The 25,423-nt window shown below is 50.8% G+C and carries 22 protein-coding genes and 1 riboswitch; of the genes, 6 read left to right on the top strand and 16 right to left on the bottom strand.

The features are described from left to right. Window positions 1-146: 146 nt before the first annotated feature. The gene (locus tag ACE5KN_RS27525; RefSeq protein ID WP_375528223.1) at window positions 147-1,067 is read right to left on the bottom strand and encodes a DMT family transporter; all 921 of its coding nucleotides are present in this window, start codon (window positions 1,065-1,067) and stop codon (window positions 147-149) included. 169 nt (window positions 1,068-1,236) lie between these two features. Between ACE5KN_RS27525 and ACE5KN_RS27530 the strand changes: the two genes are divergently transcribed. Further along, complete coding sequence (locus ACE5KN_RS27530) at window positions 1,237-2,085, top strand: TrmB family transcriptional regulator (protein WP_375528222.1); 849 nt, start codon at window positions 1,237-1,239, stop codon at window positions 2,083-2,085. Window positions 2,086-2,161: 76 nt separating this feature from the next. Here the strand turns inward: ACE5KN_RS27530 and ACE5KN_RS27535 are convergent, their stop codons facing one another. Next, window positions 2,162-3,148, bottom strand: coding sequence for a Gfo/Idh/MocA family protein (locus ACE5KN_RS27535; protein ID WP_375528221.1), 987 nt, complete (start codon window positions 3,146-3,148; stop codon window positions 2,162-2,164). A gap of 196 nt (window positions 3,149-3,344) precedes the next feature. On the opposite strand from ACE5KN_RS27535, the gene ACE5KN_RS27540 reads away from it, so the two are divergent. Further along, on the top strand, window positions 3,345-4,202 hold the full coding sequence (locus tag ACE5KN_RS27540) for a MurR/RpiR family transcriptional regulator (RefSeq protein WP_375528220.1): 858 nt from the start codon (window positions 3,345-3,347) through the stop codon (window positions 4,200-4,202). 13 nt (window positions 4,203-4,215) lie between these two features. On the opposite strand, the gene ACE5KN_RS27545 is transcribed toward ACE5KN_RS27540, so the two are convergent. Continuing rightward, complete coding sequence (locus ACE5KN_RS27545) at window positions 4,216-5,091, bottom strand: cation diffusion facilitator family transporter (protein WP_375528219.1); 876 nt, start codon at window positions 5,089-5,091, stop codon at window positions 4,216-4,218. Between the two features lie 315 nt (window positions 5,092-5,406). On the opposite strand from ACE5KN_RS27545, the gene ACE5KN_RS27550 reads away from it, so the two are divergent. Beyond that, a complete protein-coding gene (locus ACE5KN_RS27550; RefSeq protein ID WP_375528218.1) occupies window positions 5,407-5,610 on the top strand; it encodes a hypothetical protein in 204 nt (67 codons plus the stop codon). A gap of 95 nt (window positions 5,611-5,705) precedes the next feature. On the opposite strand, the gene ACE5KN_RS27555 is transcribed toward ACE5KN_RS27550, so the two are convergent. The 6 genes from ACE5KN_RS27555 to ACE5KN_RS27575 all read right to left on the bottom strand — a co-directional run bounded on the left by ACE5KN_RS27555 (window position 5,706) and on the right by ACE5KN_RS27575 (window position 11,541). Next, window positions 5,706-7,334, bottom strand: coding sequence for an ABC-F family ATP-binding cassette domain-containing protein (locus ACE5KN_RS27555; protein WP_375528217.1), 1,629 nt, complete (start codon window positions 7,332-7,334; stop codon window positions 5,706-5,708). A gap of 117 nt (window positions 7,335-7,451) precedes the next feature. Beyond that, on the bottom strand, window positions 7,452-8,468 hold the full coding sequence (locus ACE5KN_RS27560; protein WP_375528216.1) for an MBL fold metallo-hydrolase: 1,017 nt from the start codon (window positions 8,466-8,468) through the stop codon (window positions 7,452-7,454). A gap of 360 nt (window positions 8,469-8,828) precedes the next feature. Continuing rightward, complete coding sequence (locus tag ACE5KN_RS31145; protein WP_445993931.1) at window positions 8,829-8,939, bottom strand: cytochrome bd oxidase small subunit CydS; 111 nt, start codon at window positions 8,937-8,939, stop codon at window positions 8,829-8,831. Window positions 8,940-8,943: 4 nt separating this feature from the next. After that, window positions 8,944-9,975: a cytochrome d ubiquinol oxidase subunit II gene (locus ACE5KN_RS27565; protein WP_375528215.1), complete on the bottom strand. Its 1,032-nt coding sequence runs from the start codon at window positions 9,973-9,975 to the stop codon at window positions 8,944-8,946. Continuing rightward, window positions 9,965-11,308: a cytochrome ubiquinol oxidase subunit I gene (locus ACE5KN_RS27570; protein ID WP_375528256.1), complete on the bottom strand. Its 1,344-nt coding sequence runs from the start codon at window positions 11,306-11,308 to the stop codon at window positions 9,965-9,967. The genes ACE5KN_RS27565 and ACE5KN_RS27570 overlap by 11 nt, the downstream gene beginning before the upstream one ends. Before the next feature lie 86 nt (window positions 11,309-11,394). Next, the gene (locus tag ACE5KN_RS27575) at window positions 11,395-11,541 is read right to left on the bottom strand and encodes a hypothetical protein (protein ID WP_375528214.1); all 147 of its coding nucleotides are present in this window, start codon (window positions 11,539-11,541) and stop codon (window positions 11,395-11,397) included. Between the two features lie 136 nt (window positions 11,542-11,677). Between ACE5KN_RS27575 and ACE5KN_RS27580 the strand changes: the two genes are divergently transcribed. Together ACE5KN_RS27580 and ACE5KN_RS27585 are read left to right on the top strand one after the other, a co-directional pair. Continuing rightward, the gene (locus ACE5KN_RS27580; protein WP_375528213.1) at window positions 11,678-12,811 is read left to right on the top strand and encodes a virulence factor; all 1,134 of its coding nucleotides are present in this window, start codon (window positions 11,678-11,680) and stop codon (window positions 12,809-12,811) included. A gap of 113 nt (window positions 12,812-12,924) precedes the next feature. Then, window positions 12,925-13,127: riboswitch (Lysine riboswitch) on the top strand. A gap of 140 nt (window positions 13,128-13,267) precedes the next feature. Next, the gene (locus ACE5KN_RS27585; RefSeq protein ID WP_375528212.1) at window positions 13,268-14,734 is read left to right on the top strand and encodes an amino acid permease; all 1,467 of its coding nucleotides are present in this window, start codon (window positions 13,268-13,270) and stop codon (window positions 14,732-14,734) included. A gap of 68 nt (window positions 14,735-14,802) precedes the next feature. Here ACE5KN_RS27585 and ACE5KN_RS27590 read toward each other — a convergent pair whose 3' ends face one another. The 6 genes from ACE5KN_RS27590 to xylA form a co-directional block, all read right to left on the bottom strand. After that, window positions 14,803-16,110, bottom strand: a complete 1,308-nt coding sequence (locus ACE5KN_RS27590) for an MFS transporter (protein ID WP_375528211.1) — start codon at window positions 16,108-16,110, stop codon at window positions 14,803-14,805. A 96-nt stretch (window positions 16,111-16,206) separates the two neighbouring features. Then, on the bottom strand, window positions 16,207-17,334 hold the full coding sequence (locus ACE5KN_RS27595) for a transglutaminase domain-containing protein (RefSeq protein WP_375528210.1): 1,128 nt from the start codon (window positions 17,332-17,334) through the stop codon (window positions 16,207-16,209). Window positions 17,335-17,802: 468 nt separating this feature from the next. After that, complete coding sequence (locus tag ACE5KN_RS27600) at window positions 17,803-18,282, bottom strand: YbaK/EbsC family protein (RefSeq protein WP_375528209.1); 480 nt, start codon at window positions 18,280-18,282, stop codon at window positions 17,803-17,805. A gap of 30 nt (window positions 18,283-18,312) precedes the next feature. Next, complete coding sequence (locus tag ACE5KN_RS27605; protein ID WP_375528208.1) at window positions 18,313-18,870, bottom strand: helix-turn-helix domain-containing protein; 558 nt, start codon at window positions 18,868-18,870, stop codon at window positions 18,313-18,315. 323 nt (window positions 18,871-19,193) lie between these two features. Continuing rightward, window positions 19,194-20,690 (bottom strand): xylulokinase, encoded by a 1,497-nt coding sequence (gene xylB / locus ACE5KN_RS27610; RefSeq protein ID WP_375528207.1) that lies wholly within the window; start codon window positions 20,688-20,690, stop codon window positions 19,194-19,196. Between the two features lie 86 nt (window positions 20,691-20,776). Next, on the bottom strand, window positions 20,777-22,093 hold the full coding sequence (gene xylA, locus ACE5KN_RS27615) for a xylose isomerase (RefSeq protein ID WP_375528206.1): 1,317 nt from the start codon (window positions 22,091-22,093) through the stop codon (window positions 20,777-20,779). 445 nt (window positions 22,094-22,538) lie between these two features. On the opposite strand from xylA, the gene ACE5KN_RS27620 reads away from it, so the two are divergent. Further along, window positions 22,539-23,711 (top strand): ROK family protein, encoded by a 1,173-nt coding sequence (locus ACE5KN_RS27620; protein ID WP_375528690.1) that lies wholly within the window; start codon window positions 22,539-22,541, stop codon window positions 23,709-23,711. Window positions 23,712-23,977: 266 nt separating this feature from the next. Here ACE5KN_RS27620 and ACE5KN_RS27625 read toward each other — a convergent pair whose 3' ends face one another. Next, complete coding sequence (locus ACE5KN_RS27625) at window positions 23,978-25,393, bottom strand: DNA-binding protein (RefSeq protein ID WP_375528689.1); 1,416 nt, start codon at window positions 25,391-25,393, stop codon at window positions 23,978-23,980. Window positions 25,394-25,423 lie beyond the last annotated feature (30 nt).

Raw genomic sequence — 25,423 nt, forward strand, 5'->3', positions numbered from 1 at the left:
AGGGGATTCGAATTCCTCAGAACCCCGCAGCTACAAAGGTTTAATTGGGTTTGTGCTCTGCGAAAACCATAATAAAGCATGGAGAAGTTCGACAGAGTATGTATGTCCTTTTACCGTATGCCGTTTTATACGGCACAAATGCCTTTTCAAGCAGCCTGTTTCTCCCTCACGCTCAGCATAACCCCGGCAATGATCAATATGCCGCCGATCCAATCGTAAATATGCATGACCTCCCCGAGGAACACCGCCGAAAAGAACACACCAAATAGAGGAACCAGATTCATCAGTGTCATAGCGGTGCCGGAGCTAAGGCCACGCAGCCCGTAATTATAGAGCATAAATGCTGCCACCGAGCAGAATATCCCCAGATAAAGGAGCATCCAGAGCGATTCCGCACTCGGGGCCTGCCATCTGGACCTTTCGAGCAGGGCAAGCGGGATAAAAGCAATTGTCCCGGCGATGGTCTGGTAAAATGAAACGGTTACCATCGAATAACTGCTGACCACTTTGCGTGTTGTAAAGTTGTAGGCTGCGAATATAATGCCTGCGGCAATCAGAATCAGGTTGCCTGTCAGCTGCCCCGAACCGCCCCCCGGGCTGCCGCCTGAAATCTGGTACACTCCCGCTACAGCCATTACAATCCCCAGCCCCTTCAGCCAGGAAATTTTCACACGGTAAAATATAAATTCAAGCAGTGCGGTAATAGCCGGGTAAGAGGCGACGATCAGGGCGGCGCTTGAAGCCGTTGTCAGTTCAAGTCCGATATTTTCCAGCGCGAAATATAGCGTTGTTCCCAGTACTCCGCTCAATGCCATCCACCCCAGATCCTTCGGCGCGGGTAAGGCAAATTCTTTTCTGACCAGCATCACCACTCCCAAAATGACTGAAGCAATGAGAAAACGGGCAGCCCCCAGAGTAAGAGGAGGAAAGGAATGATAAGCGACCTTGGTCCCTACAAATGAGGTACTCCAAATCAATATGGCAGCAACAGCGGCGGTCAAGTAAAGGCTTCTGCTGCTTTGTGCTTGTTCCATACCCGGCTTTCGGGTATCAGTTGAAGTATCCATGCTCTACCTCCTGGCTATTATGACCATAATAATTAGTCGCTACTTATGTAGTCACTACATAAAAGGTATAGCATTGGCATGATAGGGTGTCAAGTGTAATAATGGAGTATAATCGGATAAACGAACGAAAACAGGCTTTTGCGCGAAGTGAGGATCAGGAGGTTCAAGGATGAAATCGGAAATCATCAAAATGCTGCAGAATTTGAATTTTACTGAATATGAAGCCAAAGCATATTTGGCGCTGCTTGATAAATCGCCTTTATCGGGGTATGCGATTTCTTTGAATTCAGGCGTGCCCCGCTCAAAAATTTATGAAGTGCTGAACGGCCTGGTGGAGCGCGGTGAGGTGATGGTCAGCCATGAAGATCCGTCATTGTATACCCCGCTGCCGCCGCAGGAGCTGATCCGGCTGAAAAAAAGCAAAATCGAATCCTCCTTCGAGGCTGCCGAAGCAGCGCTCACCCACTACTCCTACGTCTCCCTGAACCGGGAAAATATTTGGAATATCACCGGCTTTGAGGCCATCCTGAGCCGCACGAAGGAAGCGATTCATCGGGCGTCCGGGCGGATTTTGCTGGAGATCTGGACGGAGGAAGCGCTGCTGCTTGAACCGGAACTGCGTGAGGCAGCAGAGCGGGGTGTAGAGATTCTGATTGTCGTGTACGGAAAACTGGAATTCGATTTTGCGCAGGTGTACCCCCATGATTCGAGTGAAGAGATAACGGAGGAATATGGCGGCCGCTGGATTATCGCCAGCACGGACGACCGCGAAGTGGTAGCAGGCATCGTGTCCCTCGGTACCGACAGCCGCGCCGCCTGGACGATGCACCCCGGCCTCGTCATACCGATCACCGAGGTCATTATTCACGATCTGTACATCTATGAAATGCTGCAGGCGCACCGTGAAACGCTGGAACACACCTTCGGCCCCAATCTGATCGAACTGCGAAAAAAATATAATTTCGGGCCGTCCGGCTACAGCATGGCGGTAAGGCTGGGACTGAACTCTAAAAAATAAAGGCATTACCATCAGCCTCTCCCGTAAGGGAACGCTGATTGATAATGCCTCTATCGTGTTTTGCTTACATGATTACTCACTCATCCGCCGCAAAACGTATTCCTGCATCCTGCCGGGCCTGGCAGGCTATGTCGATCACCGATACCGAGTGGCGGAGATTCTGATAACACTCATCATAATTACCGGAACGGAACATTTCTGCAAAGGCCACAAACTCATTGACCATATGATTTTGTACTTTATTAAAATTGCTGGTCCTCTTGTCCTGCCCGATGCTCACAATAACCGAGTCGGCCAGATTAGGCGGACTGTCCAGCCGGATAAAGCCCCTTTCGCCCTGGATCGTAATAAAACTGTCGCTATCGGAATCCTTGGCGCCGCAGCATACAGCGGGACATTGGTCATAACGGAGAGTAACAACACCAGAGGTATCTATTCCGTTATGCCCTCTATTGGCAAGATAGCGCACCTCCTGCGGCATTCCCAATAACCCGGCAACAAAATGAAGGTTGTAAATATTAATATCATACAGCGCACCGCCCGAATAATAAGGATCGAACGCCGGAAGAACCGTTCCGGCCGCATAATCGGAGTATCTGCTGGACACCTTGGAGAAGTTGCATTGAATGAGCTTAATATCACCAATCAGATGCAGCTGCTCCTTGATAAATTGATAATTAGGGGAATAGAGCAGTGTTATGGCTTCGAAGAGAAACAGTTTTTTTTCCCGCGAAAGCTTCTCCAGCGATACTGCCTCTTGCAGTGTGGAAGTAAAAGGCTTTTCCACGATCACATGCTTGCCTGCCTCCAAAGCTTTTTTGGCATATTCATAATGAAGACTGTTAACGATCCCGATATAAATAAAATCAATTTCGGCATCCTTGAGCATGGCTCCGTAATCAGTGTAGATTTTTCCTATGCCGTAAGTTTTGGCGAGTTTTTCACCTTTTTCGATTGCATCTTTGCGGACGCAAATAGCTGTGCATTCTATGGCTTCAATTTCCTGCAGCGCATCCAGACAAAATCTCACGATCATTCCGTTCCCTGCAATTCCTATTTTCATGCCTTCAACTCCTCAGCCAGTACAATTGTACGATGTCGAGCTTTATTATAGTTCGTCACAGTCAATTGTGGATGCATCCGGCCAAGATTATAATTAAAGTACGGTGATTCTATATATATGCCGTTACAACAGCGTACCTTAGGTAACGAAAAGCCATTTCTGAAGTAAGGTTTGGCTTGGTCGGGAGGATACACACATGCTCCAAAAATTAATCAAAATGGATAATATGTCCGATTCTGAACGGGCCATTGCACAATACATTATCGACAATAAGGAAAAGGTTCTGCACATGACCATCCATCAGCTTGCCAGGGAGACCTATTCTTCCAATCCGACGATCATCCGTTTTTGCAGAAAGCTGGGAATGGACGGATTCCGGCAGTTTAAAATCGTACTCGCCTCCGAGTTGGAACGGCATTACGACGAGCTATACCCCGTAGACGTAAACATGCCTTTTCGAGAAAAAGAAAGCTCCATGGACATTGCCAGGAGGATCAGTGAGCTCAGTCAGCAGACACTGCTGGATTCCAGCTCCATGCTTACAGAAAAAAGCCTGAATGAGGCGGCATCCATCCTTGAAACATCCCGTATGATTTATCTCTTTGCCGTTGGCGATTCCATGATTCGCGCGGCAAGCTTTCAAAATAAAATGTTAAAAATCAACCGCCCGGTGCAATTGAGCAATTTCCTCAATGAGCAGGGTTACCATGCCTTCAATGCCGGCAAGGAAGACTGCGCTATCTTTATCACTTATCAAGGAGGTCATGCTGACTTTATAGAGTATGCTTCCATGATGAGGGACAAAGGGGTGAAGCAAATCGCCATTACCTCAGAGGCTGAAGGGATGCTGGCGAAATTATGCGATGTTGTGCTGCCGCTGCCTGTGAGTGAGACGGGTGTCTCCAAAATTGCTACGTTTTCCTCCCAGGTTGCGATTGATTATGTACTGAATGTTTTATATTCCTGTGTCTTTGAACGACAATATGACAATAACCTGAAATTCAAAAATGATGGCGATCAATATGTAAAAAGGATTTCCTCATCCCGCTCCTGAGGAAATCCTTTTTTTACTTCACGCCGCCTGGCTCTACATGGACGTGCACATGCATAATGTTGTGCGCCTTTTTCATCCGCTCTTCGATCTTGTCGCTGATTTGATGGCCTTCAATAATCGACAGATCCGGTTTCACTTCAATCACGACATCCACCAGCACATGATTGCCGTGGACACGCGCCTTTACATCCCGGATCGCTTCCACTCCCGGGGTTCTGGCAATGGTGCTGCGCAGGTCTGAGAGCTGGTTTTCATCAAAGCCGTCCGTCAGCGTGTGCGTGGAATCCCGGAAAATTTCCCAGGCAGTTCGGCAGATCAGCAAACCTACAAGAATGGCGGCTACCGTATCCAGCCACGGCAGACCGAACTGCGCACCGATAATCCCGACAGCTGCCCCGATACTCACCATGGCGTCGGACAGGTTGTCCTTCGCTGCGGCCATCAAGGCCTGGTTATTGATCGCACGGGCAAGCCTCCGGTTGTACAGGTATACGCCCAGCATGACGACGGCACTGATCACCGCAACCCCCGCACCCAGGATTTCGGGCTCCTTCTTGCCGCCCTCGAAGATGGACCGGACCGCCTCCACCAGCACCTGCAGCCCTACCGCAGCCATAATGAAGGACGCAATCAAGGCGGCTACCGTCTCTGCACGGAAATGCCCGTAAGCATGATCGGAATCCGGCGGCTTTTGGGAAATGCGCAGACCGATCAGCACGGCGATGGAAGCCACAATATCCGTAACATTGTTAAATCCGTCCGCAAGCAGGGCGCTGGAGAACAGGAGGTACCCGCATATAATTTTAAAAGCCGAGAGAATAAGATAAGCCGCTATGCTTACCCAGGCTCCTTTCTCCCCCCTGCGAATTTCCTCGTACACATCCGGCAATGTAGACACTCCTTACCCATAATATAATGGCCAAACCAATTTCCTAATGGTAACAGACAAAACTTCAGTGGGTCTAGAGAAACAGTGTTTCTTGTCTGCATGCCTGTAGTGACAGCGAAAAAGTATTGCTTATGTTCACTCGTGTAGTATATAAGAAACTATTTTTCTTTAGAGCAAAATATCTGATTTCACCTTACTTGCCTTTATTCATATTGCCCTTGTCCGGCCCGTTAAAAACATATAAAATGGGTTCAGTATGCGCCGCATGCAGTTCCATTTCAGGCCCCGACCTGGCGGCATCAGGAGGAATTTATGATGAGTGATAATCAGGACAAGGAGAATCGTCAGGAGCCCCGTAAAATTGACTTGGCGGAAGCGGTCCGGCAGAAGCTTGCCCAGAAGAAGCAGCAGGCAGGCGGCCAACAGAGCGGCGGGTATCATGGCGGGCAAACCAAGACTCTGAAAAGCCAGAATACGAAAAAACCGAATAACCAACGCCGTCGTACCGGGGGCTCATAAGCGTCCCGTTCAGAGCATGAAAAAGGGGAGTCCCAGGTCAACAGACCTTCGGGACTCCCTTTTTTTGTTCAATATGAAAGCTCTGTGGAAAGTTATTAAGATATCTCCACAGGGTACATACGCTCGCGAAGCTGTTTGATTTCCTCGCTCTCCAGGTACTCGTCATAGGTCATCACGCGGTCGATGACACCGTTCGGTGTAATTTCCACGATACGGTTCGCTATGGTTTGAATAAACTGATGGTCATGGGATGTGAACAGAATGGTGCCGTCAAAATCAATCAGGCCGTTATTGAGCGCTGTGATGGATTCGAGGTCCAAATGGTTCGTAGGCTCATCCAGCAGCAGCACGTTGGCACCGTTCAGCATCATTTTTGCCAGCATGCAGCGGACCTTCTCGCCCCCGGACAGCACGCTGGCTTTCTTCAAGGCTTCTTCACCGGAGAACAGCATGCGTCCCAGGAAGCCGCGCAGGAAGGTCTCGTCCTGATCCTTGGAGTATTGGCGCAGCCATTCGACCAGATTCAGTTCAACCCCATCAAAGTAACTGGAATTGTCTTTCGGGAAATACGCCTGGCTCGTTGTAACTCCCCACGTGAATTCCCCGGCATCCGCCTGCTTCTCGCTCATCAGAACTTCGAACAAAGTGGTCTTGGGCAGACCGTTCGGGCCCACAAACGCGATCTTGTCACCCTTGTTGACCACGATGCTGAATTCATCCAGCACCTTCTCCCCTTCCACCGTTTTGCTCAAGCGGTCCACCGTCAGCAGCTGCTTGCCGGCTTCGCGTTCAGGCTTGAAGTTAATGAAAGGATATTTCCGGTTGGAAGGCCTGATGTCCTCCAGCGTAATCTTCTCCAGCTGCTTTTTGCGGGATGTCGCCTGCTTGGATTTGGAGGCATTGGCCGAGAAGCGCTGGATAAACGCCTGCAGCTCTTTAATTTTCTCTTCTTTTTTCTTGTTCGCATCGCGTGTCAGCTGCAGCGCAAGCTGGCTGGACTCGTACCAGAAGTCGTAGTTGCCGACGTACATCTGGATTTTGCCGAAATCGATATCCGCGATATGCGTGCAGACCTTGTTCAGGAAGTGCCGGTCATGGGATACAACGATGACAGTGCCTTCATAGTCCATCAGGAAATTTTCCAGCCACTGGATCGACTCCAGGTCCAAATGGTTCGTAGGCTCGTCAAGCAGCAGATTGTTGGGGCGTCCGAACAATGCCTGTGCAAGCAGGACGCGCACCTTCTCATTGCCGCTCAGCTCAGCCATCTTCTTGTCATGCAACTCGCGCGGAATGCCAAGGCCAATCAGGAGAGCCGCAGCGTCAGGCTCCGCGTCCCAGCCGTTCAGCTCCGCGAATTCCCCTTCAAGCTCGCCGGCGCGCAGTCCGTCTTCCTCGGAGAAATCAGCCTTTGCATACAGCGCGTCCTTCTCTTTCATAATTTCATAAAGCCGGGTGTGGCCCATAATAACGGTCTCCAGCACCGGAAACTCATCGTATTCATAATGGTTCTGCTTCAGTACGGCCAAGCGTTCGCCCGGTGTCATATGGACCTCGCCGCTGTTAGGCTCGATTTCCCCGGACAAAATTTTCAGAAACGTTGATTTACCGGCTCCGTTTGCACCGATCAGGCCGTAACAGTTACCTGGTGTAAATTTGATATTTACATCTTCGAAAAGTGGGCGCTTGCCATATCTAAGCGTTACGCCGCTTGTACTGATCATATTTGCATTACCGTCCTTTATTCATTTTGGCATAAATCCGTGTCCTAGCTTTGTATTATAACATAGAACAAGGGCGGATTTGAACCTTCCGCCCTTGTTCTATCTGGTTTTCTATTTTCAGGTTAAAGAACCCGTTTTGATCTTCCGGTTTTCAATCCGCAGCATTTCCCCATGTCCCAGCACACGGATGCGTTCCTTGGCGATGCCTAGACGCCTCCGCTCCGCCTCCAGTCTGTCCAGCGCTTCCTTCGGTGTATCGTCCGCCAGCTTGAACGTCCCGTAATGCATGGGCACCATCAGCTCGGACCCGGTATCCAGGAACCCCTGCAGCGCTTCTTCGGGTGTGACATGCTGTGAGGTCATGAACCATTCCGGCTCATAAGCACCGATCGGCATCAGCGTTACGTCAATATCAAACCGTTCCCCGATATCCTTAAAGCCGCGGAAGTATCCGGTGTCTCCCACAAAATACAGCGTTGGCGGTACTGGCTCCTCAGTCCCGCTGTCTTTATCATTCTGCGGAATTCCTCCATGACCGGGAAGATGCTTCTCGGATTCCAGTACATACCCGCCCCAATGCGAGGTGTTGGTATCCGTGAGCGTTCGGCGGGTCCAATGCTGTGCCGGCACAAAGCTGATCCGGACCCCGCCGACCGTAATGTGTTCCCACCAATTCAGCTCCACACAGTTATGGAAGCCTTTCCTGATCATTTTCGATTTCAAACCGGACGGCACGATCAACTGCGTCTTCGCACTATACAATTTGCGCAGGGAGTTGATATGCATATGATCATAGTGAGAGTGGGACAAAAGAATGACGTCGAGCGGGGGAACATCCTGAATGGGAATCCCCGGCCGCGCAAGGCGGCGGCTCAAGGCCATGCGTTCGGCCCATACCGGGTCGGTAACCATATTCAGTCCTAGGTACTGGATCAGAAACGTGGAATGTCCGATCCATGTCACCGTGGTCTCCTCCCTGTTGCCATGCAGAAACTCTACGTCCGCCGTATGAAACGGGACCGCAAAGGAATAATCTTTTATTTTGCGACGACGCTCTTCACGCCATTGCCGGAATTGCTTGAGCGTTTTATCCGTACTTACATTATCAATGTTGTTGAAGCGGTATTTGGGCATTCCCCAATGGCCTCCTCTCCTTGATGGCGTCCGTCCGAGTGACTGTATATTTCATCGGCGGATGCATCCGGTTCATTCTTATAGAGGTTGTTCAAAAAGTCATCTTTTGATCACGAAGGAAATCAGGGAGCGGACTCGACATCGAATCTTGAATTCAGCCGGGCCTTCCGGGGCTCACGTACCCCAAGTACGCTCCGCTCCTCAGTCCCTAGCTTCATCCAACCTTCTTGGTGCTGAAAACCTGACTTTTTGAACACGCACTTATATAATGTTTAGTATAAATCAAACAAATTCAAAAGGAAAAAAAGCTTTAACAGGCCATCCCCTCAAGGAACAGCCTGCCTCCCGTAAATCGTTCCTTTAGTCCTTGGGATTCTTGTAGCGGGCCGCATACACAAACATAAACAACACGGCCGCCCCGACAATGAGCGGTGATTCAAGCATGATCGTAAAATGCTCAAATGCTGCCATAATCTCACCCTTTTCTGCCCGCATGGCCGCGCACGTATTTGGCATCAAACAGGAAAAGCCTCATTAATAACACAAGCGACGGAACCAGTACGAGCAGGCCTGCTACAAACGCACTGATTAAAGCGATGCCCATCGCATCATTGGTGAAACTGCTCTCAATGTTAATATACGGATACAGGATGTAAGGAAGGTGGGATCTGCCGTACCCGTACCAGGCAAAAGCAAATTGCAGAATGACCAGAACAAAACAGGTGCCGATCCTCCGTCTCTGCCATACCAGATACACCGCCCCTGCAAAGCAGAGGAAGGAAGCTGTGAACATCCAGGCATCATTCAGCATGTTCGCAAAGTGTACCGGATTCTGTTTGTTAATCTGAAAAAAAGCGAGCACACTGGCAGCGATGGTGGGAAAGCTCCAGAACAGCGCATATTTGCGCACCACTTCAAAAGCGATCTCGTCCCCGGCCCTGTGTGAATAATAGGAGAGGAACATGGCCGAGATATACAGCACACTCACCAGAGCCAGTAAAATAACAGCCCAGGTGTATGGGTTCCCCACAAACGCTGCCCAATCCAGTTCCACCCTTCCCCTGCTCTCTACGATAACCCCACCCTCGGATATCGCCAGAATGGTGGACAAGGCCGCGGGAATCAGCAATCCGGTTGCCCCATAAAGCCCCATATACACCAGATTGTTTTTCCCCTCCAAACCATACGTATTATATGCATAATATACCCCTCTGATTGCAAGCAGCACGAGCGCTATGCTGCCGGGCACAAGCAGCCCCGTCCCGTAATAATACGCAGAATCCGGAAAGAAGCCGACCAGACCGACCACGAAAAAAATAAGAAACACATTTGTCACTTCCCACACAGGTGACAGATAGCGCTGGATCATACTGTGGATTTTGTTGCGGTGGCCTGTCAGCACGCTGTAGAAGCTGAAAAAGCCCGCTCCGAAATCGATGGAAGCCACCAGCAGGTAGCCAAACAGAAATGTCCACAGCACCGTAATGCCAATCAGTTCATAGCTCATTTTGTCCCGCCCCCTCCATACCCAGCTGCCTCATTTCCTCTATCGCATCCTTGTTGCGGAACAGCTTGCTAAGCACCTTGACCGCCGAAAAGCAGAGCACAAGGTATAAAATCACAAACAGCACCAGCATCGCTCCGACATTCTGCGACGTGGTAGCCGCTTCGGACACCTTCATATAACCGCGCAGAATCCATGGCTGTCTGCCAACTTCCGCGAACATCCAGCCCAGCTCGATCGCTACCATGGCCATGGGGCCGACCAGCATCATCAACAACAGCAGCCATTTCGGATACGAACTGCGTCCGGGCAGCTTTTTACGAAACAGGAAAAGCAGCGGAATAAGCAGGATCAACACACCGGTCGTGATTTTGAGATCAAACAAATAATGAATGACCAGCGGCGGACGCTGATCCTCCGGGTAATCGTTAAGCCCTTTGACTACAGTGCTGGGAAGATTGCCGGCCAGAATGCTGAGCGCATATGGAATTTCAATGGCGTATTTAATTTGGCCGTTATGATCCATAAGACCTCCATAGACGAATGGAGCCCCGCTCCTCGTTTCAAAATGCCATTCTGCGGCCGCCAGCTTCTCAGGCTGGTATTTGGCGAGAAATTTACCGGACGCGTCCCCAATCAGCACCGTGCTGAGCGCAAATACAAAGGTGCTGACTGCCGTCAGCTTCAGCGCCTTTTTGAAGTAGTCGTGATTGCGGCCGCGCAGCAGGCTGAAGGCCGCTATTCCCGCAAGCGTCCCCGCACTAAGCGTATAGGAGGAGGCCACCACATGCGATACCTTGGTTGGCGTCGCAGGGTTGAACATCGCCTCAAGCGGCCGGATATCGGTCATAATACCGTTTACCAGCGCAAAGCCCTGGGGCTGGTTCATAAACGCATTCACTGTAGTAATAAACACAGCAGAGGCGGAAGAAGCAATGGCGACCGGAATCAGCAGCAGTAAATGCGTATATTTTCGCTTGAACCGTTCCCAGGTATACAGATAGATCCCGAGGAAAATGGCTTCCACAAAAAAGGCAAACGTCTCCATAAATAACGGCAGGGCTATAGCCTGTCCGGCCACCTGCATAAAGGTCGGCCATAGCAGGCTGAGCTGCAGACCGATGGCCGTGCCTGTAACGACGCCAACAGCGACCGAGATCACATAACCCCGCGCCCAGCGCCGGGCCAGCAGCGTATAGTGAGCATCACCGGTATGAACTCCCCTCCACTCGGCAAGCGCGATCAACAGCGGGATACCGACCCCGATGGATGCAAACACAATATGTACAAACAGCGTAATCCCTGTAAGTGTACGGCTGAGAAAAACGGGATCCATAACAGGCAAAACAAACACACTCCTCTTTGAAATATTGGCGTCTCTTGCCGGGGCCGTATAACCTGCAGCTGAAAGAGACCAGACAGTTAATGCATGAAGCGAATCATACCTTTGATCAGGGAATACAGCATGATGACGGCGATGGCAAAGCAGACGATAACCAGTCTGATTTCCTGCTTCCGAAACGTGGAAATCCCTCCTTTTTCCAGTCGGCAGATATATACATTTTGCATAATCAAAGCAGCTTTTATCCGAACTTTCCGTATACTTCAAAAATACGTCATACTTTTGAAGCACCGGACAAATGATGTACAATAGATTACAAGAAATTTTAAATTATTTTTGCTATAAGGAGGCTCGCTGGAATCCATGAAAATTACTTCGATCGAACCGACTCCAAGTCCAAACACAATGATGCTTCACCTGGACGAATCGCTGGAGCCGGGAATTCGCAAAACATATACACTGGAAACAGAACGTTCTGCTCCTCCTTTCATCCGCCGCATGCTGCGGATCGATGGAGTGAAGAGCGTATTCCATACCGCTGATTTTGTCGCGCTGGACCGCAAGGGCAACGCCGATTGGGCAGCCATTCTCGGAGAAGTGCGTGAGCAGTTCGGCTCAGACTCGGCGGACGCGAACTGGGATATTCCCGGGGAAGGTGAAGTCGAAGCCTTCGGGGAAGCACACGTATTCGTGCAATTTTTTCGCGGTGTTCCGATGCAGATTCGCGTCAAAGCAGGCGGACAGGAGGAGCGCATCTCCCTTTCCGACCGCTTCGTCAATGCGGTCACGGAGGTGGCCAGCGCTACCCTGATCAAGGAGCGGAAGCTTGTCGATTACGGCATCCGCTATGGCGAGCTGGCTGATATCGCGCGCGAGGTGGAGCAGGAGCTCGAAGCTGCATTTCCGCCGGAACGCCTGTCCAAGGTGGTGGAGCAGGCGATTGCCCATGGCAAGGACAGCGGCGAATTCATCGAGCAGCGACGCGCATACTCCGACGCGGAGATAGAGGAAGCGCTGGGCAGCGAGGATTGGCGCGTACGGTACGCGGCCATCGATGCCATGGAGCCGACCCCCGAGCGTCTGCCGCTGATCACACGGGCATTGCGTGACGAGAAGATGCAGATTCGGCGTCTGGGCGTAGTCTACCTCGGCGATGTCCGCACTCCCGAAGCCATGGAGCTGCTGTATGAGGCGCTGCGCGATTCTTCCGCATCCGTACGGCGGACGGCAGGCGACACCCTGTCCGACATCGGCGACCCTGCCGCAACCCCTCCGATGATTGCGGCGCTGAAGGATAACAGCAAGCTCGTGCGCTGGCGGGCAGCACGCTTCCTCTACGAAGTCGGAACCGAGGAAGCCCGCGATGCACTGGAGCAGGCGGTGGAGGACCCCGAGTTTGAAGTCAGCCTGCAAGCCAGAATGGCCCTGGAGCGGATCGAGTCCGGAGAGCAAGCCGCAGGTACGGTATGGCAGCAGATGGCAAAGCGGAATTCCTGAAGGTAAATTTTATCTTCATTAAATCTTCATTGATTCATCGGGGATAAAAGGATATACTGGTTTCTGTTCGAAAAAATAACATATTCATGTCACAAACCTCATCAACCAAACCATGATGAGGTAGAGGTCGCGGATGTGATCAGTAAGCCGGAGGAGACGACAGGAGCCGTCCATGATTCCGGCCGAAAGGCCCATCCGCCGAAGTGGCCGGGAACCGACTCCTTGCAAGTGTCCCGGCTGCTGGGGCTGCGCACCGAAAGGCGCAGAACTGTCACAGCTGCCTGTATATTAGGAGCTGTGTTGAGCTATCTTTAATCTTGGAAGGTAATGATGCGGAGTATCATAGATAAAGACCGCAGGCTGTTCCCTGCGGTCTTTTTGTGTTTTAACACCCTGTCCCCTTCCTGCTCTGGCCTGACATGATATGTTGCCATTTTAAGAAGGAGTGTTCATTCCATGCAGTACAACGAAACATCCCCGGGTTCCCTGAAGAAGGGGCTGAAAGCCAGACATATGACCATGATCGCTCTCGGCGGCTCCATAGGGACAGGCTTGTTCCTTGCGAGCGGGGGAGCCGTTGCGCAGGCCGGGCCGGGTGGTGCGCTGCTCGCTTATGCCGCCGTCGGCATTATGGTCTACTTTCTGATGACAAGCCTGGGTGAAATGGCGACTTATATGCCTGAATCCGGCTCCTTCAACACCTATGCCAGCCGCTTTATTGACCCTGCCTTCGGCTTCGCCATGGGCTGGAATTTCTGGTTCAACTGGGCGGTGACAATCGCCGCCGAGCTATCTGCGGCAACCGTGCTTATCAAGTACTGGTTCCCGGACAGCCATTCCGGCTGGTGGAGCCTGCTGTTCCTGGCCCTGATTTTCGCGCTGAACGCCCTTTCCGTCAAAGGCTACGGCGAATCGGAATACTGGTTTGCCATGATAAAAATCGTAACCGTTATCGTGTTCCTCATCGTCGGCGTGCTGATGATCTTCGGCATTCTTGGCGGGGAAGCCACAGGCTTTAGCAACTTTACTGCAGGAGACGCGCCGTTCCCGGGCGGATTCTTTGCGATCCTCGGCGTCTTTATGGCCGCCGGCTTCTCTTTCCAGGGAACAGAGCTGATCGGGGTGGCTGCCGGCGAAAGCGAGAATCCGCGTCAAAATGTTCCCCGCGCCGTACGGCAAATTTTCTGGCGGATTCTGTTCTTCTATATTTTGGCCATCATCGTCATTGGTGCCCTGATTCCGTATACCAATCCGGATCTGCTGCGGAGTGACATTAAGGATATCAGTGTCAGCCCGTTTACGCTCGTGTTCGAAAAAGCGGGGCTCGCCGTAGCCGCCTCCGTCATGAACGCAGTTATCCTGACCTCCGTGCTGTCTGCCGGCAATTCGGGCACGTATGCGGCGACCCGCGTACTGTTTGTGCTTGCCAAGGAGGGAAAAGCCCCCCGTTTTCTCGGCAGGCTGAACCGCCGCGGCATTCCCATGAACGCGCTGCTCATCACGGCCTCTCTCGGCCTGCTGGCCTTTCTCGGTTCTTTGTTCGGTGACGGCGTTGTCTACAACTGGCTGCTCAATGCCTCCGGCATGTGCGGCTTCATCACCTGGGTCGGGATCGCCGTCAGCCATTACCGTTTCCGCAGGGCTTTCACGGCACAAGGACGCAGTTTGAACGAGCTGCCCTTCAAAGCACGCTGGTTCCCGTTTGGTCCCCTGTTTGCCTTTGTGCTCTGCATCATCGTAATCATTGGACAGGGCTCGGGCGCTTTCAGCGGCGGACAGATCGACTGGGCCGGGCTGACCGCCGTCTATTTGGGGGTTCCCCTTTTCCTGCTTTTATGGCTTGGCTATAAGCTCATTCGCCGTACACGCGTCATTCCTCTGCAGGAGGTTGATCTGGATACGGGAACGAAAACAGGACAGTAGCTTTATATTAGAGAAGGCCGTTCCAGCAAAGAATAGCTCTGCTTGGAACGGCCTTTTCATATCTCAAATTAGTGGGAATTTACATGGACAGGGTCATTTTTATAAAAAAATCTTCTGCATAACAAGCCGATCACCACCGCGATGCCTGTCAATCCTGCCGCAAACAGGTACAGATTCACGATCCCGAACCTTTCGGCGATCCACCCCATAAGCAGCAGGGAGACACAGAACATCAGATTCATGAGCACCGCCTGGGCTGACAGCACTTTCGGCAAATCCGCATCACTCACGCTTTTTTGAATTAAAGTTCTTCTGCTGACAATGGAAAGCTCCGCAGGCGGTCCCATCAGCAGCACGATAAGCAGGGTCAGGACGGCCGATTCGTTCAGAGCATAGAACGCTGTCAATATACCATAACCGAACATGCCTGCCACCATCCATCCGAACAGCCGTTTCTCCAGCAGCCGGGTACAAGCCAGCACCAGCAGTCCCCCTCCGATGGCTCCAGCAAAATAGGCAGCATTAATGTATCCCCACCAGGCCTCGCCTTTCAGCAGTACTTCCTGGGCAAAGGCCAGGGTAAAGGCCCCGACCCAAACCGAGCCGCCAAGCATATCCACCATATCGATGAACATAAGCAGCTTCAGCCTGCCGCTGGCAGCGATCAGCCTCCAGCCCTCCTGCATCGTCTTCCACCGCTCCGACTTTCCGGAGTTGCCGGAATCGCTCTGTGGAGTATCCGCCATTTCAGGCTCTTCCACCGGACGCACACGGGTAAGGGGCTGCAGCCAGTATCTGTCGTCCGTTTCCAGCGGATCACGGATCAATGCTGTAAACACAAGCGCCACAGCATAGAGCCCTCCCGCAAGCAGCAGCGTTTTCTCCGCTCCCAATACGGCTACCAGCACACCGCTCAGACCCCAGCCTGCAAGCTGCACGGTCTGGTCGCTGACAGAAATCAGGCTGTTCGCCTTCATCAAGGCAGCGCCGGGAGCCAGCCGCGGGACGAGCGAGTTGCGTGCGGGCGTTGTCCAGCCGTCAAGGAAGGATAAAGCCATAACCAATATAAATACGATAGTCCAGCTCTCAGAGGTCCCTGTGATCCACAGATGAAATATAAGAATAGCAAACAGCAGCAGCTGTCCCAATTGGGAGACGAGCAAAATGAGCGGAAGCTGGAATCTGGCCAGCAGCAGCGGGGCGAAGAAACCGCTGATCATCTGTGTCCCCATGCGCAGCAGCGGAATCAGAATGGCGGTAATAATCGAGTCAGTACCATGAAAAATCAGGGAAATCAACGCCATAATATACAATACATCCGCTGCGTTCGACATCGTCTGCGTACCTATCAAATAAGTAAATGACCGTTTGTGCATATGTCCCCCTTACTCTGCAATTTTCGACACACTTTCCATAGGGCAGCAAAAAGCCGCAGTTCTACTGCGGCCTCATATGTTAACCCATGTTATCAATTACGTCCACGAAAGCTCTACCCTGAGCCCGCCTGCTCCCTTTAAATCACTCACTTTATAGGAAACGGACTTTACCCCCAGCTTGTACAGCACCTGCAGATCCTGCTTCAGCCTGTTCTCGTTCCCCTTGTAGACAAAAAGCAGAGAATTCGAACCGCTCTTCATCGCTTTGCTGGCTAAAGTCTTAATGTCATTGGCCGTGCTGAGCGTATTTCCATTCTGTGTCAAATCGTATTCGAGCGCTTGATACAGCTGCTTATACGCCTTGGAGGCTGCGCCGCCCTGCGCGATGAGGCTGTTCAGTGTGTCGCGGTAGGATGTGCTCGCGGCCGGATACTGCTTGGTCCAGGTGTGATCCTGCCGCATCTCCGCATCTGTCAGCATATAATATGCGGTGCTCACTTCATTCGGGCGGTCCGGCGTCGGGTCATCCCAAGTGGTATCCATATGATACCATTTCCCGTCCAGCTGTACAAGATTCCAGGCATGAAGCTGGCCACCTGCTCTTCCTTCTATAATCTGGTTGGCGATGCCGACTTGATTAAGCATTTTATACGCCAGCAGAGTGTAGCCCTGGCAGACTGTACTGCCTGTGCTCAGCCCGTCATAGGCGGTGTATTTCTGCAATGTCACATCATACTTAAGACGTTTTACGATCCAGTCATGTATAACCTTGGCCTTTTCATGATCCGTCATGCCAGGAGTTATGATTTGGACAAGTGCCGTCTTAATCGTATTGTCTACGTAAGCGGTTTGTTCCTTGGTCTCCCGATAGTTCAGTTTTACGGTTACATCTGCCGATGTGGCAGTCCCCTTGTAGCTGAATTCATAGCTCTTGATCGTATAGTTTATGTAAGGGTCAATTTTCATGGCTTGATCAATTGCGGTCTGAAGCTTGCTTTTGAGCTCCTGTACATTGCCTTTGTATGTGAAAGATATCGTTTCACTGCGGGTCTGCATGGCATCGACCATTTTTTGCTGCAGCTGATCCGCTGAAATGGCGGCTGTCGTATTGACTGCCCCTGCCGCAAATGCATAGTCCCAATTCATAACCGGTGGCACTATAACACTCAAGAGCGAACCTGCTACCAGCAGCTTGGACATTCCGGAGCCAATGGTTTTCTTCATGAGGGGCTCCTTCCTTTCTCAGTAAATTAGTAGCAAAGAATAGCGTTCCAAAAAAACATCCTGCGTTAGTCCTACGACCAGTCAATCGTCTTCAGGAAATTATAACTATAATACCATAAAACAAATGCAGAAAGCATAAAAATATCACATACTTTTGCGAGTTTTGTCGTTTTTTTTCTGTTGGGCCATCTGGAAAATCAGTGTTTTCTAAGGAGAGAGCACATGGAGGGACGTTGTAATAGAATAAGAAAAACGTCTATCTGTTCGGAGAAAATAAAGTATTAGACTGGAGTTGTTGATTTAACGGGGTTTTTGAATTGGAGATTACTCAGCTTTAAAAAAATAAGTTTTAGACTGATTCATTAAAAGAAGCAGCGGCAGAACAAGACTTGGTAATAAAGTCTTAGACTGCCGCTGTTATTTAACTAACGTTTCCCGTTAGCGAAATAACAGAAAGTTAACACAAATTTATTTTACACAGATTACTCGTCCTTTTGTCATTTGCACTAATTCTTCAGGTGTTAATTGAAACACTGCTCTTGGATGTCCGGCAGCAGCCCATATCTCTCTAAATTGTAACAAGTCTTCATCAATAAGAGTGATGATTGACTCTATATGTCCTAAAGGTGGTACGCCTCCAATAACAAATCCTGTGTGTTCACGTACAAAATCAGCGTCAGCTTTTCCTAAATTGTCATTCAGAAGGGTGTTAATTTGTTTTTCATTAATTCGATTTACTCCACTGGCTATAACCAATAAGGGTTTATCGTTATTTTTGAGTCGAAAGATAATTGACTTAGCTATATGTGCAACCTCGCAACCTATCGAATCGGCAGCTTCCTGTGCAGTTCGTGTACTGTCAGGTAGTTCTATAACTTTATTTGCATATCCCAACTCTATTAGTTTGTTTTGAACCTGTTGTGCACTATCTTTAAGTTGACTTGTCAACGTGTATCCCTCCTTAATGATTACATGCAATTAAGATTCCGCATAATACATAACAACCTGTATCGTCACATCTTCGTCCGATTTATTTATATAACGGTGTTCAACATTGCCTGCAAATCTTACAGCCTGTCCTTCTTGTAAGGCGTATATTTCATCCTTAATCTGTAGATTAAACACTCCAGAGATAACTGTGATGTACTCTTGAACCCCATCATTGTGTGGGAGTGAAACATAGTTACAAGTAGGACTAAGAATAATCGTAAACGTTTCAATACGTGTTTGGGGGTCAAACGGAAACAGTAAGTATACTCTACAATTTCCATTGTCTTCTGTTAAATCTGGAATTTCTTTTCGAGTTGCAATGGATACTACTGCCTCATCCTCTTTAAGTAGAGATGAAAACGAAATATTGAGTCCCGTAGCAATTTTCCACACGGTTGTCACTGTGGGCTGCGTTTCTCCTCGCTCAATTTGATGAAGCATACCTTTACTAACCTTTGTTAAATCAGCAAGCTTATCTAAGCTTAACTGCCTATGTTTTCTAATACGTTGCAGGTTGTTTCCTATCCTGATGTGTATAGCATTCAAGAAGTAATACCCCCCTTTCGTTCATTATACTATACGAATATATCATTATACAGTACATTTTACAAACGTTGTATTGGGCTAAACTGCCCGTTAGCTTAATGAAGCATTGTCAGTCTAATACTTTAATTTCTCAGTCTAGAACTCTATTTTCATTTGACACTATCGACGTACATTCACAGAAGACAGACCGCGTTTAGCAGTAGTTTTTCTTGCGATTTCAGGAGGCATTCCAAGAAGTTTATTCTTTCTGAAATCTAAAAAAGAGCGCCCTGGGTCCATGGACCTTTGGGGCACTCCCACTGGTTTGCTGTTCTACGCCAAACTTATCTGAATTCGGACAATTGGTTATTTAAACCGCGTGTTGCGCCGTATACCTCGCGGTATAGATCGAACAACCTCTCATACTGCCTTACAACCTCTTCATTCGGAGTATAACGCTTGGCTTGCCGGATAAACGCCTGCGCACAAGACTGAAGAGAATCAAACCATCCACATCCGTATGCTGCCAGCATCGCGGCACCCAGAGCAGGACCTTGCTCGCTTTCCAGCTTGATGACCGTGGCATCGAACACATCCGCCTGCATCTGCAGCCACAGCTCACTGCGCGCGCCGCCGCCGATGGAGATCACCTCGTTTACCACCTTGCCCGTGCTCCGCAAAATATCGATGGATTCTTTCAGCGAGAAGGTGATACCCTCCAGGACAGCACGCGTAAAGTGAGGCAGCTTGTGGCTTGCATCCATGCCGATAAAGCTGCCGCGGATTTGCGAATCCGGGTGTGGAGTGCGTTCACCAACAATATAAGGCGTAAAGAGCAGCCCCCCGCTTCCGAGCTTAATGCCTTCCGCCTGCTGCAACAGCTCCTCGAAAGGCTGGTCAGGAGCGAATGTCTCCTTAAACCAGGTCAGGCTGTAGCCTGCCGCCAGCGTTACCCCCATAATGTAATAGGCGTCTTTCTCGCCATGATTGAAAAAATGAGCTCTGCCTCCGATATCCAGGTCCTTGCGTTCCTCATATGAAAGGACAACCCCCGACGTCCCGATGCTGCACATCGTCTGGCCTTCGCTAAGAATGCCGGAGCCGATCGCTCCGCATGCATTATCTGCTCCGCCGGCATATACAGGCGTCCCTGCGGCGAGTCCCGTTTGTGAAGCGATTTCCGGCAGGAGGCCTCCCGTCTGATCAAAGGACTCCACCAGCGGAGGGCACAGCGACAGAGGCAGGTCAAACGCGGCCGCGATTTCTTTGCTCCAGCGCTTGCCCGCCACATCAAGCAACAGCGTTCCCGCCGCGTCGGAATACTCCGACGCCAGCTCGCCCGTCAGTCTGTAGCGCACATAATCCTTTGGCAGCATAAAATGTGCCGCACGTGCCAACAGCTCAGGCTCATGCTCCTGCACCCAAAGAAGCTTGGGCAGCGTGAAGCCTTCCAATGCCCGGTTGCGCGCGATGCCCAAAAGCTTGGGGCCAAGGACACTTTCAATCCGCCGGCACTGCTCAGTCGTGCGGGTATCGTTCCACAGAATGGCTCTGCGCAGCACCTGCCCCTTTGCATCCGTCAGCACAAGCCCGTGCATCTGACCTGAAAAGCTGATGCCATCCACGCTATCGGCCTTAATGCCGGCTTGCTCCACCAGCTTGCGCAGCGAGGTCGCGGTTCCTTCCACCCAATCCTCCGGGTCCTGCTCGCTGTATCCCGGCTTGGGCTGATGCAGCGGATAAGCCTCCGATGCTTCGAAAGCCACCTTTCCTTCACGGGTAACCAGCACCGTCTTTACCGCACTGGTCCCCAAATCCACGCCGATCACATAACGCTCCATATTCACATCCCCCTACCGGTTACTCGTATGAGACACAGCTACCGCTGACCTCCGCCAGCGGTAACTTTTTTAAATCAAACGAACTATTATTCGGCCAAAATGTATTGGTTAAGTGTCGCCTTCAGCCATTCCTGGCGTCCAGATTCGTTTTTGCGCGGTTTATCATTGTTCAGCGCATACTCCGCAAGGGAAGCAAGGGTAGCTTTTCCGGAAACGATATCCTGTCCGATGCCTTCCTTGAAGCTGCTGTACCGTTTCTCGATGAAATCCTCGAATACGCGGTCTTCGATCAGCTTCGCCGCTACCTTCAGCCCTTTGGCATATGTGTCCATACCGGCAATGTGCGCCAGGAACAGATCCTCCGGCTCAAAGGATGCGCGTCTGACCTTCGCGTCGAAGTTCACGCCGCCTTTGCCAAGGCCGCCATTTTGCAGCACTTCATACATCGTAAGGGTCGCATCGTAAATGTCGACCGGAAACTCGTCCGTATCCCAGCCGATCAGCATATCTCCCTGGTTCGCATCCAGTGATCCGAGCATGCCGTTCAGACGGGCTACACGCAGCTCATGATTGAACGTATGTCCTGCAAGCGTCGCATGATTTGCTTCAAGGTTCAGCTTGAAGTGCTTATCCAGTCCATATTTTTGCAGGAAAGCGATCGTGGTGGCCGCGTCGAAGTCATACTGGTGCTTCGTTGGCTCTTTTGGCTTCGGTTCGATCAGGAACTGGGCCTCAAAGCCGATTTCACGGGCATAATCGATGGCCATCTCGAACATGCGCGCCAGGTTATCCTGCTCCAGCTTCATATCCGTATTGAGCAGCGTTTCGTACCCTTCACGTCCGCCCCAGAACACATAGTTTTCACCGCCGAGGCGTTTACCGATCTCCAGCCCTTTTTTGATCTGGGCTGCAGCGTGTGCGTATACGTCGGCATTACAGGTCGTAGCCGCGCCGTGCATATAGCGGGGATTGGTAAACATGTTGGCCGTATTCCACAGCAGCTTCTTGCCCGTTGCTTTCATCTGTGCTTCAATCAGGTCCACAATCGTATCCAGGTTGGCATAGAATTCCTTCAGACTGGAGCCTTCCGGAGCAATGTCCACATCATGGAAAGCGAAATATTCAAGATTCAGCTTATCCATCAGTTCAAAAGCAGCTTCAACCCGCGCTTTCGCAAGGTCCAGTCCTTTAAGATGATCCCATGGACGGACGGCCGTTTCCACGCCAAACGGATCAGAGCCGCCCGCCGTCAATGTATGCCAGTAGGCCATGCTGAATTTAAAATGCTCTGCCATCGTTTTTCCAGCAACGACTTCATCCGGATTGTACCATTTGAACGCGTACGGATTCGTGGAGTTTTTGCCTTCATAACTAATTTTTGAAACGTTTTCAAAGTAAGCCATTTGATTACGCCTCCCAGTCTCATATTAGGTTCTTGCCGATTTTATTGATCTCGAAATCGTTTACACCGCTATACTAACACAGCTCGCAGAACTTTGTCTATTGCTTAAACTAAGTATTTTTTTTAAACTATAAGTGCGTGTTCAAAAAGTCAGGTTTTCAGCACCGAAGCCTATGCTTCCGAAGTGCGTTTTTTCAAAACGCTGGAGTTGAATGAAGCTAGGGACTGAGGAGCGGAGCGTACTTGGGGTACGTGAGCACCTGAAATGTTTCCGCAGGAAACATGCTTCGGAAGCATCTGCTTAGGCCCGGCTGAATTCAAGATTCGATGTCGAGTCCGCTTCCTGATTTACTTCGTGATCAAAAGATGACTTTTTGAACAACCTCTATAAATCATATATGGAGCAGAGCTCCCACAATAATCGACTGAGAACAGGAAGTGGATCCATGAACGTCACGGGTGATCAGGCACTCGTTAAAAAGCTGAACAGATCGATTGTGCTCGATACCATCCGGCTCCATGCACCACTGTCCCGCGCGCAGGTGTCGGCACACACCGGACTGAACAAAGCCACGGTTTCCAATCTGGTCTCCGAATTAATGACAGACCAGCTGGTCCGCGAAACGGGTCCCGGGGAATCCAGCGGGGGAAGAAAACCGCTGATGCTGCTGTTTAACCGCGGCGCCGGTTATGCCATCGGACTGGAGTTAAGCGTAAGTTATGTAAAAGGGGTTTTAACCGATCTGGAAGGTCATATCGTGGAGGAGCGGGATGCTGCGCTTGAGGTTACTGACGTCACGTCCGTGCTTGATACGATGCGCAGCATGATCCATCAGCTTATCCAGACTGCCCCCTCCTCCCCTCATGGTATCGTCGGGATTGGCGTCGGCGTGCCGGGCATGGTCGATGCCAAGGGCACCGTTCTGTTCGCCCCCAATCTTGGCTGGGACAACACCGAGCTGCGGCAGCCGCTTGAGCAGGAGTTCGGCCTCCCCGTTACAGTGGACAATGAAGCAAACGCCGGAGCACTTGGCGAGCTGCATTACGGTATGGCCGCCGATGATCGGCAGCAGCCGCGGCATCTCGTCTACATCAGCGTAGGTTCAGGGATCGGCTCCGGCATTATCATGGATGGTAAGCCCTACAAAGGCGCATGGGGGTATGCGGGCGAGACCGGACATATGTCCATCGCCTGGGACGGCCTTCAATGCTCCTGCGGCAGCCAGGGCTGCTGGGAGCTCTATGCTTCTGAAAGAGCCTATGACCACACGGCTTACAGCCTGCCTTCTCGCAGCACGGGGCAATTGCTTGAGCTTGCCAGCCAAGGAAACGAAGCAGCCCGGCGCTTGTATGAAGAAATCGGTATGTATCTCGGGATTGGCATAACCAATATTGTGAACAGTTTTAACCCGGAGCTCATAATCATCGGCGGCCATCTCTCCGAAGCCCGCCAATGGCTTGAGCCCTCACTACAGAGCAAGGTTGCGGAGCGCACGCTGCCATACCACAGGAGGGAGCTGAATGTCCGTTTCTCACAGCTGGGCAGCCGCTCCACCGTGCTGGGCTCCGCCTATTCCGCGATTTCCGCTTATCTGGGCCATGTCCGTGTGTCTGTGTAAAGTGTTCAGGACATAGGTAAACAGCCCCATGCTCTCCTGAGCGGGGCTGTTTACCACAGGCTGGACATAACTCCGCCTCCCTATTCCCGTCTATCTCTTTTTTAGATATCAGAAAGTATAAACTCCCTGGAATAGTCCCCCTGATATCGCAAGAAAAACTACTGCTAAACGCGGTCTGTCTTCTTTGAATGTACGTCGATAGACGTTTTTCTTATATCAGCCCCACACCATGGCCCCAATGTTCCACTCCTTCAGTCATCGAGGCACTAGCCTTGAACACCTGGACCGACAGCATGATGACTGTTCTCCCGAACTTCATTGCTTTCCACCTTTCCGCAAATATAGGCATACAGATACTGCAGCCGGACCGTAGCATAATTGCGGTATTGTTCAAATAAAGTCATGCATTTGATGATATGATCCTGCTGGTTGATTTGAACTGAAAGATGGAAGCTGTCCAAAATGTTTTGCAACCCTTCCTCAAACCGTTCTTTTCTGAAGTTGTATACGGCAAGATGCCGATAATACGAAGCAAGACGGACAAAATTAAACTCCTCTTTATACCGGTTCTCCCACTGGCTCGGTTCGGTGACGCTGTAATAGTTCAGATGATCTGCGAACAGCCCCAGCTGCTCATCGATATAATAACCGTACTTGTTGGCGGATTCCAGAAGCGTAATTACGCCCTCAAGAATCTCTTCCGGCTGCTCCAGCAGCAGCTCCACATAAGGAGCAACCGCACTTTTCTTGCCCATCTTGACGTCTACACACATCGTGTTTGCCTTGGCGAACATTCGGAACAGCTCAACATAGCGCCGTCCGGACTCATCCAAGTCGCGGAACCAGCCCAGTTCTGCATACTCGGCAATATATTGCTTGGATTCCTCATATCTTCCGGAATATTCATAAGCGCTGGCCTTGAGGAGACGGCTCTTGCCGTAATAAAACACCAGCGGACGCAGAAGCTCATATTGTTCAGCATCCCACTCGCGTCTGCTTGTCCGGCATAATCCCTCGGTCAGTTCGCGGAGCTCATCCGCATACAATATAACTTTATCCCACTGCTGTTTAAGCGTAAAGAATTCAGCCAGCATATGCAGCCCGTCAAGCGCAAGAGCCTCTGGAAGCCGCCAGCGGTACGAGTGAAAACGAAGTGCTGCCTCCAGATTGCTGCGCTCATCCTTCTCGTGAATTTGAAAAAGACGGAGATGGCTGACTGCGAGTCGTTCGGAATGACTGTACTTTTCGCTTTCAATGACACGCTCGTAGAGAAGCAGCGCCGCCTCATGCCAGCTCTTCTCATACATAATCTCGGCCGTATCGAAAATGTCAGGGATATGCGATAAATTATCGGCCAGACAGTCCAGTATTTTGTTGATACAAATGAGCTTCTTCAGTTGCGCACAACGAAGCAGAAATGGACGCAGACGCCTCCAGTGAGCAGCTGTCTCACGAAAGCATTCGTCCGCGTACATTTCATACAGAGCTCCCTCGGGCAGTCCCATGCCTGCCGTGATCAGGTCAAGCTGACCAGGCGAAATTTGCCTGGGAGGATTCCCGTTAATGATGCCGCTGAGCGTCCCCCTGTTAACGCCGGATGCATCCGCAAAGCTCTGAAGCGTCTGTCTCTCACGTCTGATATGCTCTTCCAGTTGTGAACGAATCGTGGTGTTAGGATCCAAGTTAACACCCCCTGTAGACTGGATAATTCC

It is taken from the genome of Paenibacillus terreus (genome assembly GCF_042138595.1).
GTDB classification, from domain to species: domain Bacteria; phylum Bacillota; class Bacilli; order Paenibacillales; family Paenibacillaceae; genus Paenibacillus; species Paenibacillus terreus.

Excerpts from the sequence above, each read along its gene's own strand:
- ACE5KN_RS27525 (WP_375528223.1), bottom strand. The coding sequence starts at position 1,067 with ATGGATACTTCAACTGATACCCGAAAGCCGGGTATGGAACAAGCACAA.
- ACE5KN_RS27530 (WP_375528222.1), top strand. The coding sequence starts at position 1,237 with ATGAAATCGGAAATCATCAAAATGCTGCAGAATTTGAATTTTACTGAA.
- ACE5KN_RS27535 (WP_375528221.1), bottom strand. The coding sequence starts at position 3,148 with ATGAAAATAGGAATTGCAGGGAACGGAATGATCGTGAGATTTTGTCTG.
- ACE5KN_RS27540 (WP_375528220.1), top strand. The coding sequence starts at position 3,345 with ATGCTCCAAAAATTAATCAAAATGGATAATATGTCCGATTCTGAACGG.
- ACE5KN_RS27550 (WP_375528218.1), top strand. The coding sequence starts at position 5,407 with ATGAGTGATAATCAGGACAAGGAGAATCGTCAGGAGCCCCGTAAAATT.
- ACE5KN_RS27555 (WP_375528217.1), bottom strand. The coding sequence starts at position 7,334 with ATGATCAGTACAAGCGGCGTAACGCTTAGATATGGCAAGCGCCCACTT.
- ACE5KN_RS27560 (WP_375528216.1), bottom strand. The coding sequence starts at position 8,468 with ATGCCCAAATACCGCTTCAACAACATTGATAATGTAAGTACGGATAAA.
- ACE5KN_RS31145 (WP_445993931.1), bottom strand. The coding sequence starts at position 8,939 with ATGGCAGCATTTGAGCATTTTACGATCATGCTTGAATCACCGCTCATT.
- ACE5KN_RS27565 (WP_375528215.1), bottom strand. The coding sequence starts at position 9,975 with ATGAGCTATGAACTGATTGGCATTACGGTGCTGTGGACATTTCTGTTT.
- ACE5KN_RS27570 (WP_375528256.1), bottom strand. The coding sequence starts at position 11,308 with ATGGATCCCGTTTTTCTCAGCCGTACACTTACAGGGATTACGCTGTTT.
- ACE5KN_RS27575 (WP_375528214.1), bottom strand. The coding sequence starts at position 11,541 with ATGCAAAATGTATATATCTGCCGACTGGAAAAAGGAGGGATTTCCACG.
- ACE5KN_RS27580 (WP_375528213.1), top strand. The coding sequence starts at position 11,678 with ATGAAAATTACTTCGATCGAACCGACTCCAAGTCCAAACACAATGATG.
- ACE5KN_RS27585 (WP_375528212.1), top strand. The coding sequence starts at position 13,268 with ATGCAGTACAACGAAACATCCCCGGGTTCCCTGAAGAAGGGGCTGAAA.
- ACE5KN_RS27590 (WP_375528211.1), bottom strand. The coding sequence starts at position 16,110 with ATGCACAAACGGTCATTTACTTATTTGATAGGTACGCAGACGATGTCG.
- ACE5KN_RS27595 (WP_375528210.1), bottom strand. The coding sequence starts at position 17,334 with ATGAAGAAAACCATTGGCTCCGGAATGTCCAAGCTGCTGGTAGCAGGT.
- xylB (WP_375528207.1), bottom strand. The coding sequence starts at position 20,690 with ATGGAGCGTTATGTGATCGGCGTGGATTTGGGGACCAGTGCGGTAAAG.
- xylA (WP_375528206.1), bottom strand. The coding sequence starts at position 22,093 with ATGGCTTACTTTGAAAACGTTTCAAAAATTAGTTATGAAGGCAAAAAC.
- ACE5KN_RS27620 (WP_375528690.1), top strand. The coding sequence starts at position 22,539 with ATGAACGTCACGGGTGATCAGGCACTCGTTAAAAAGCTGAACAGATCG.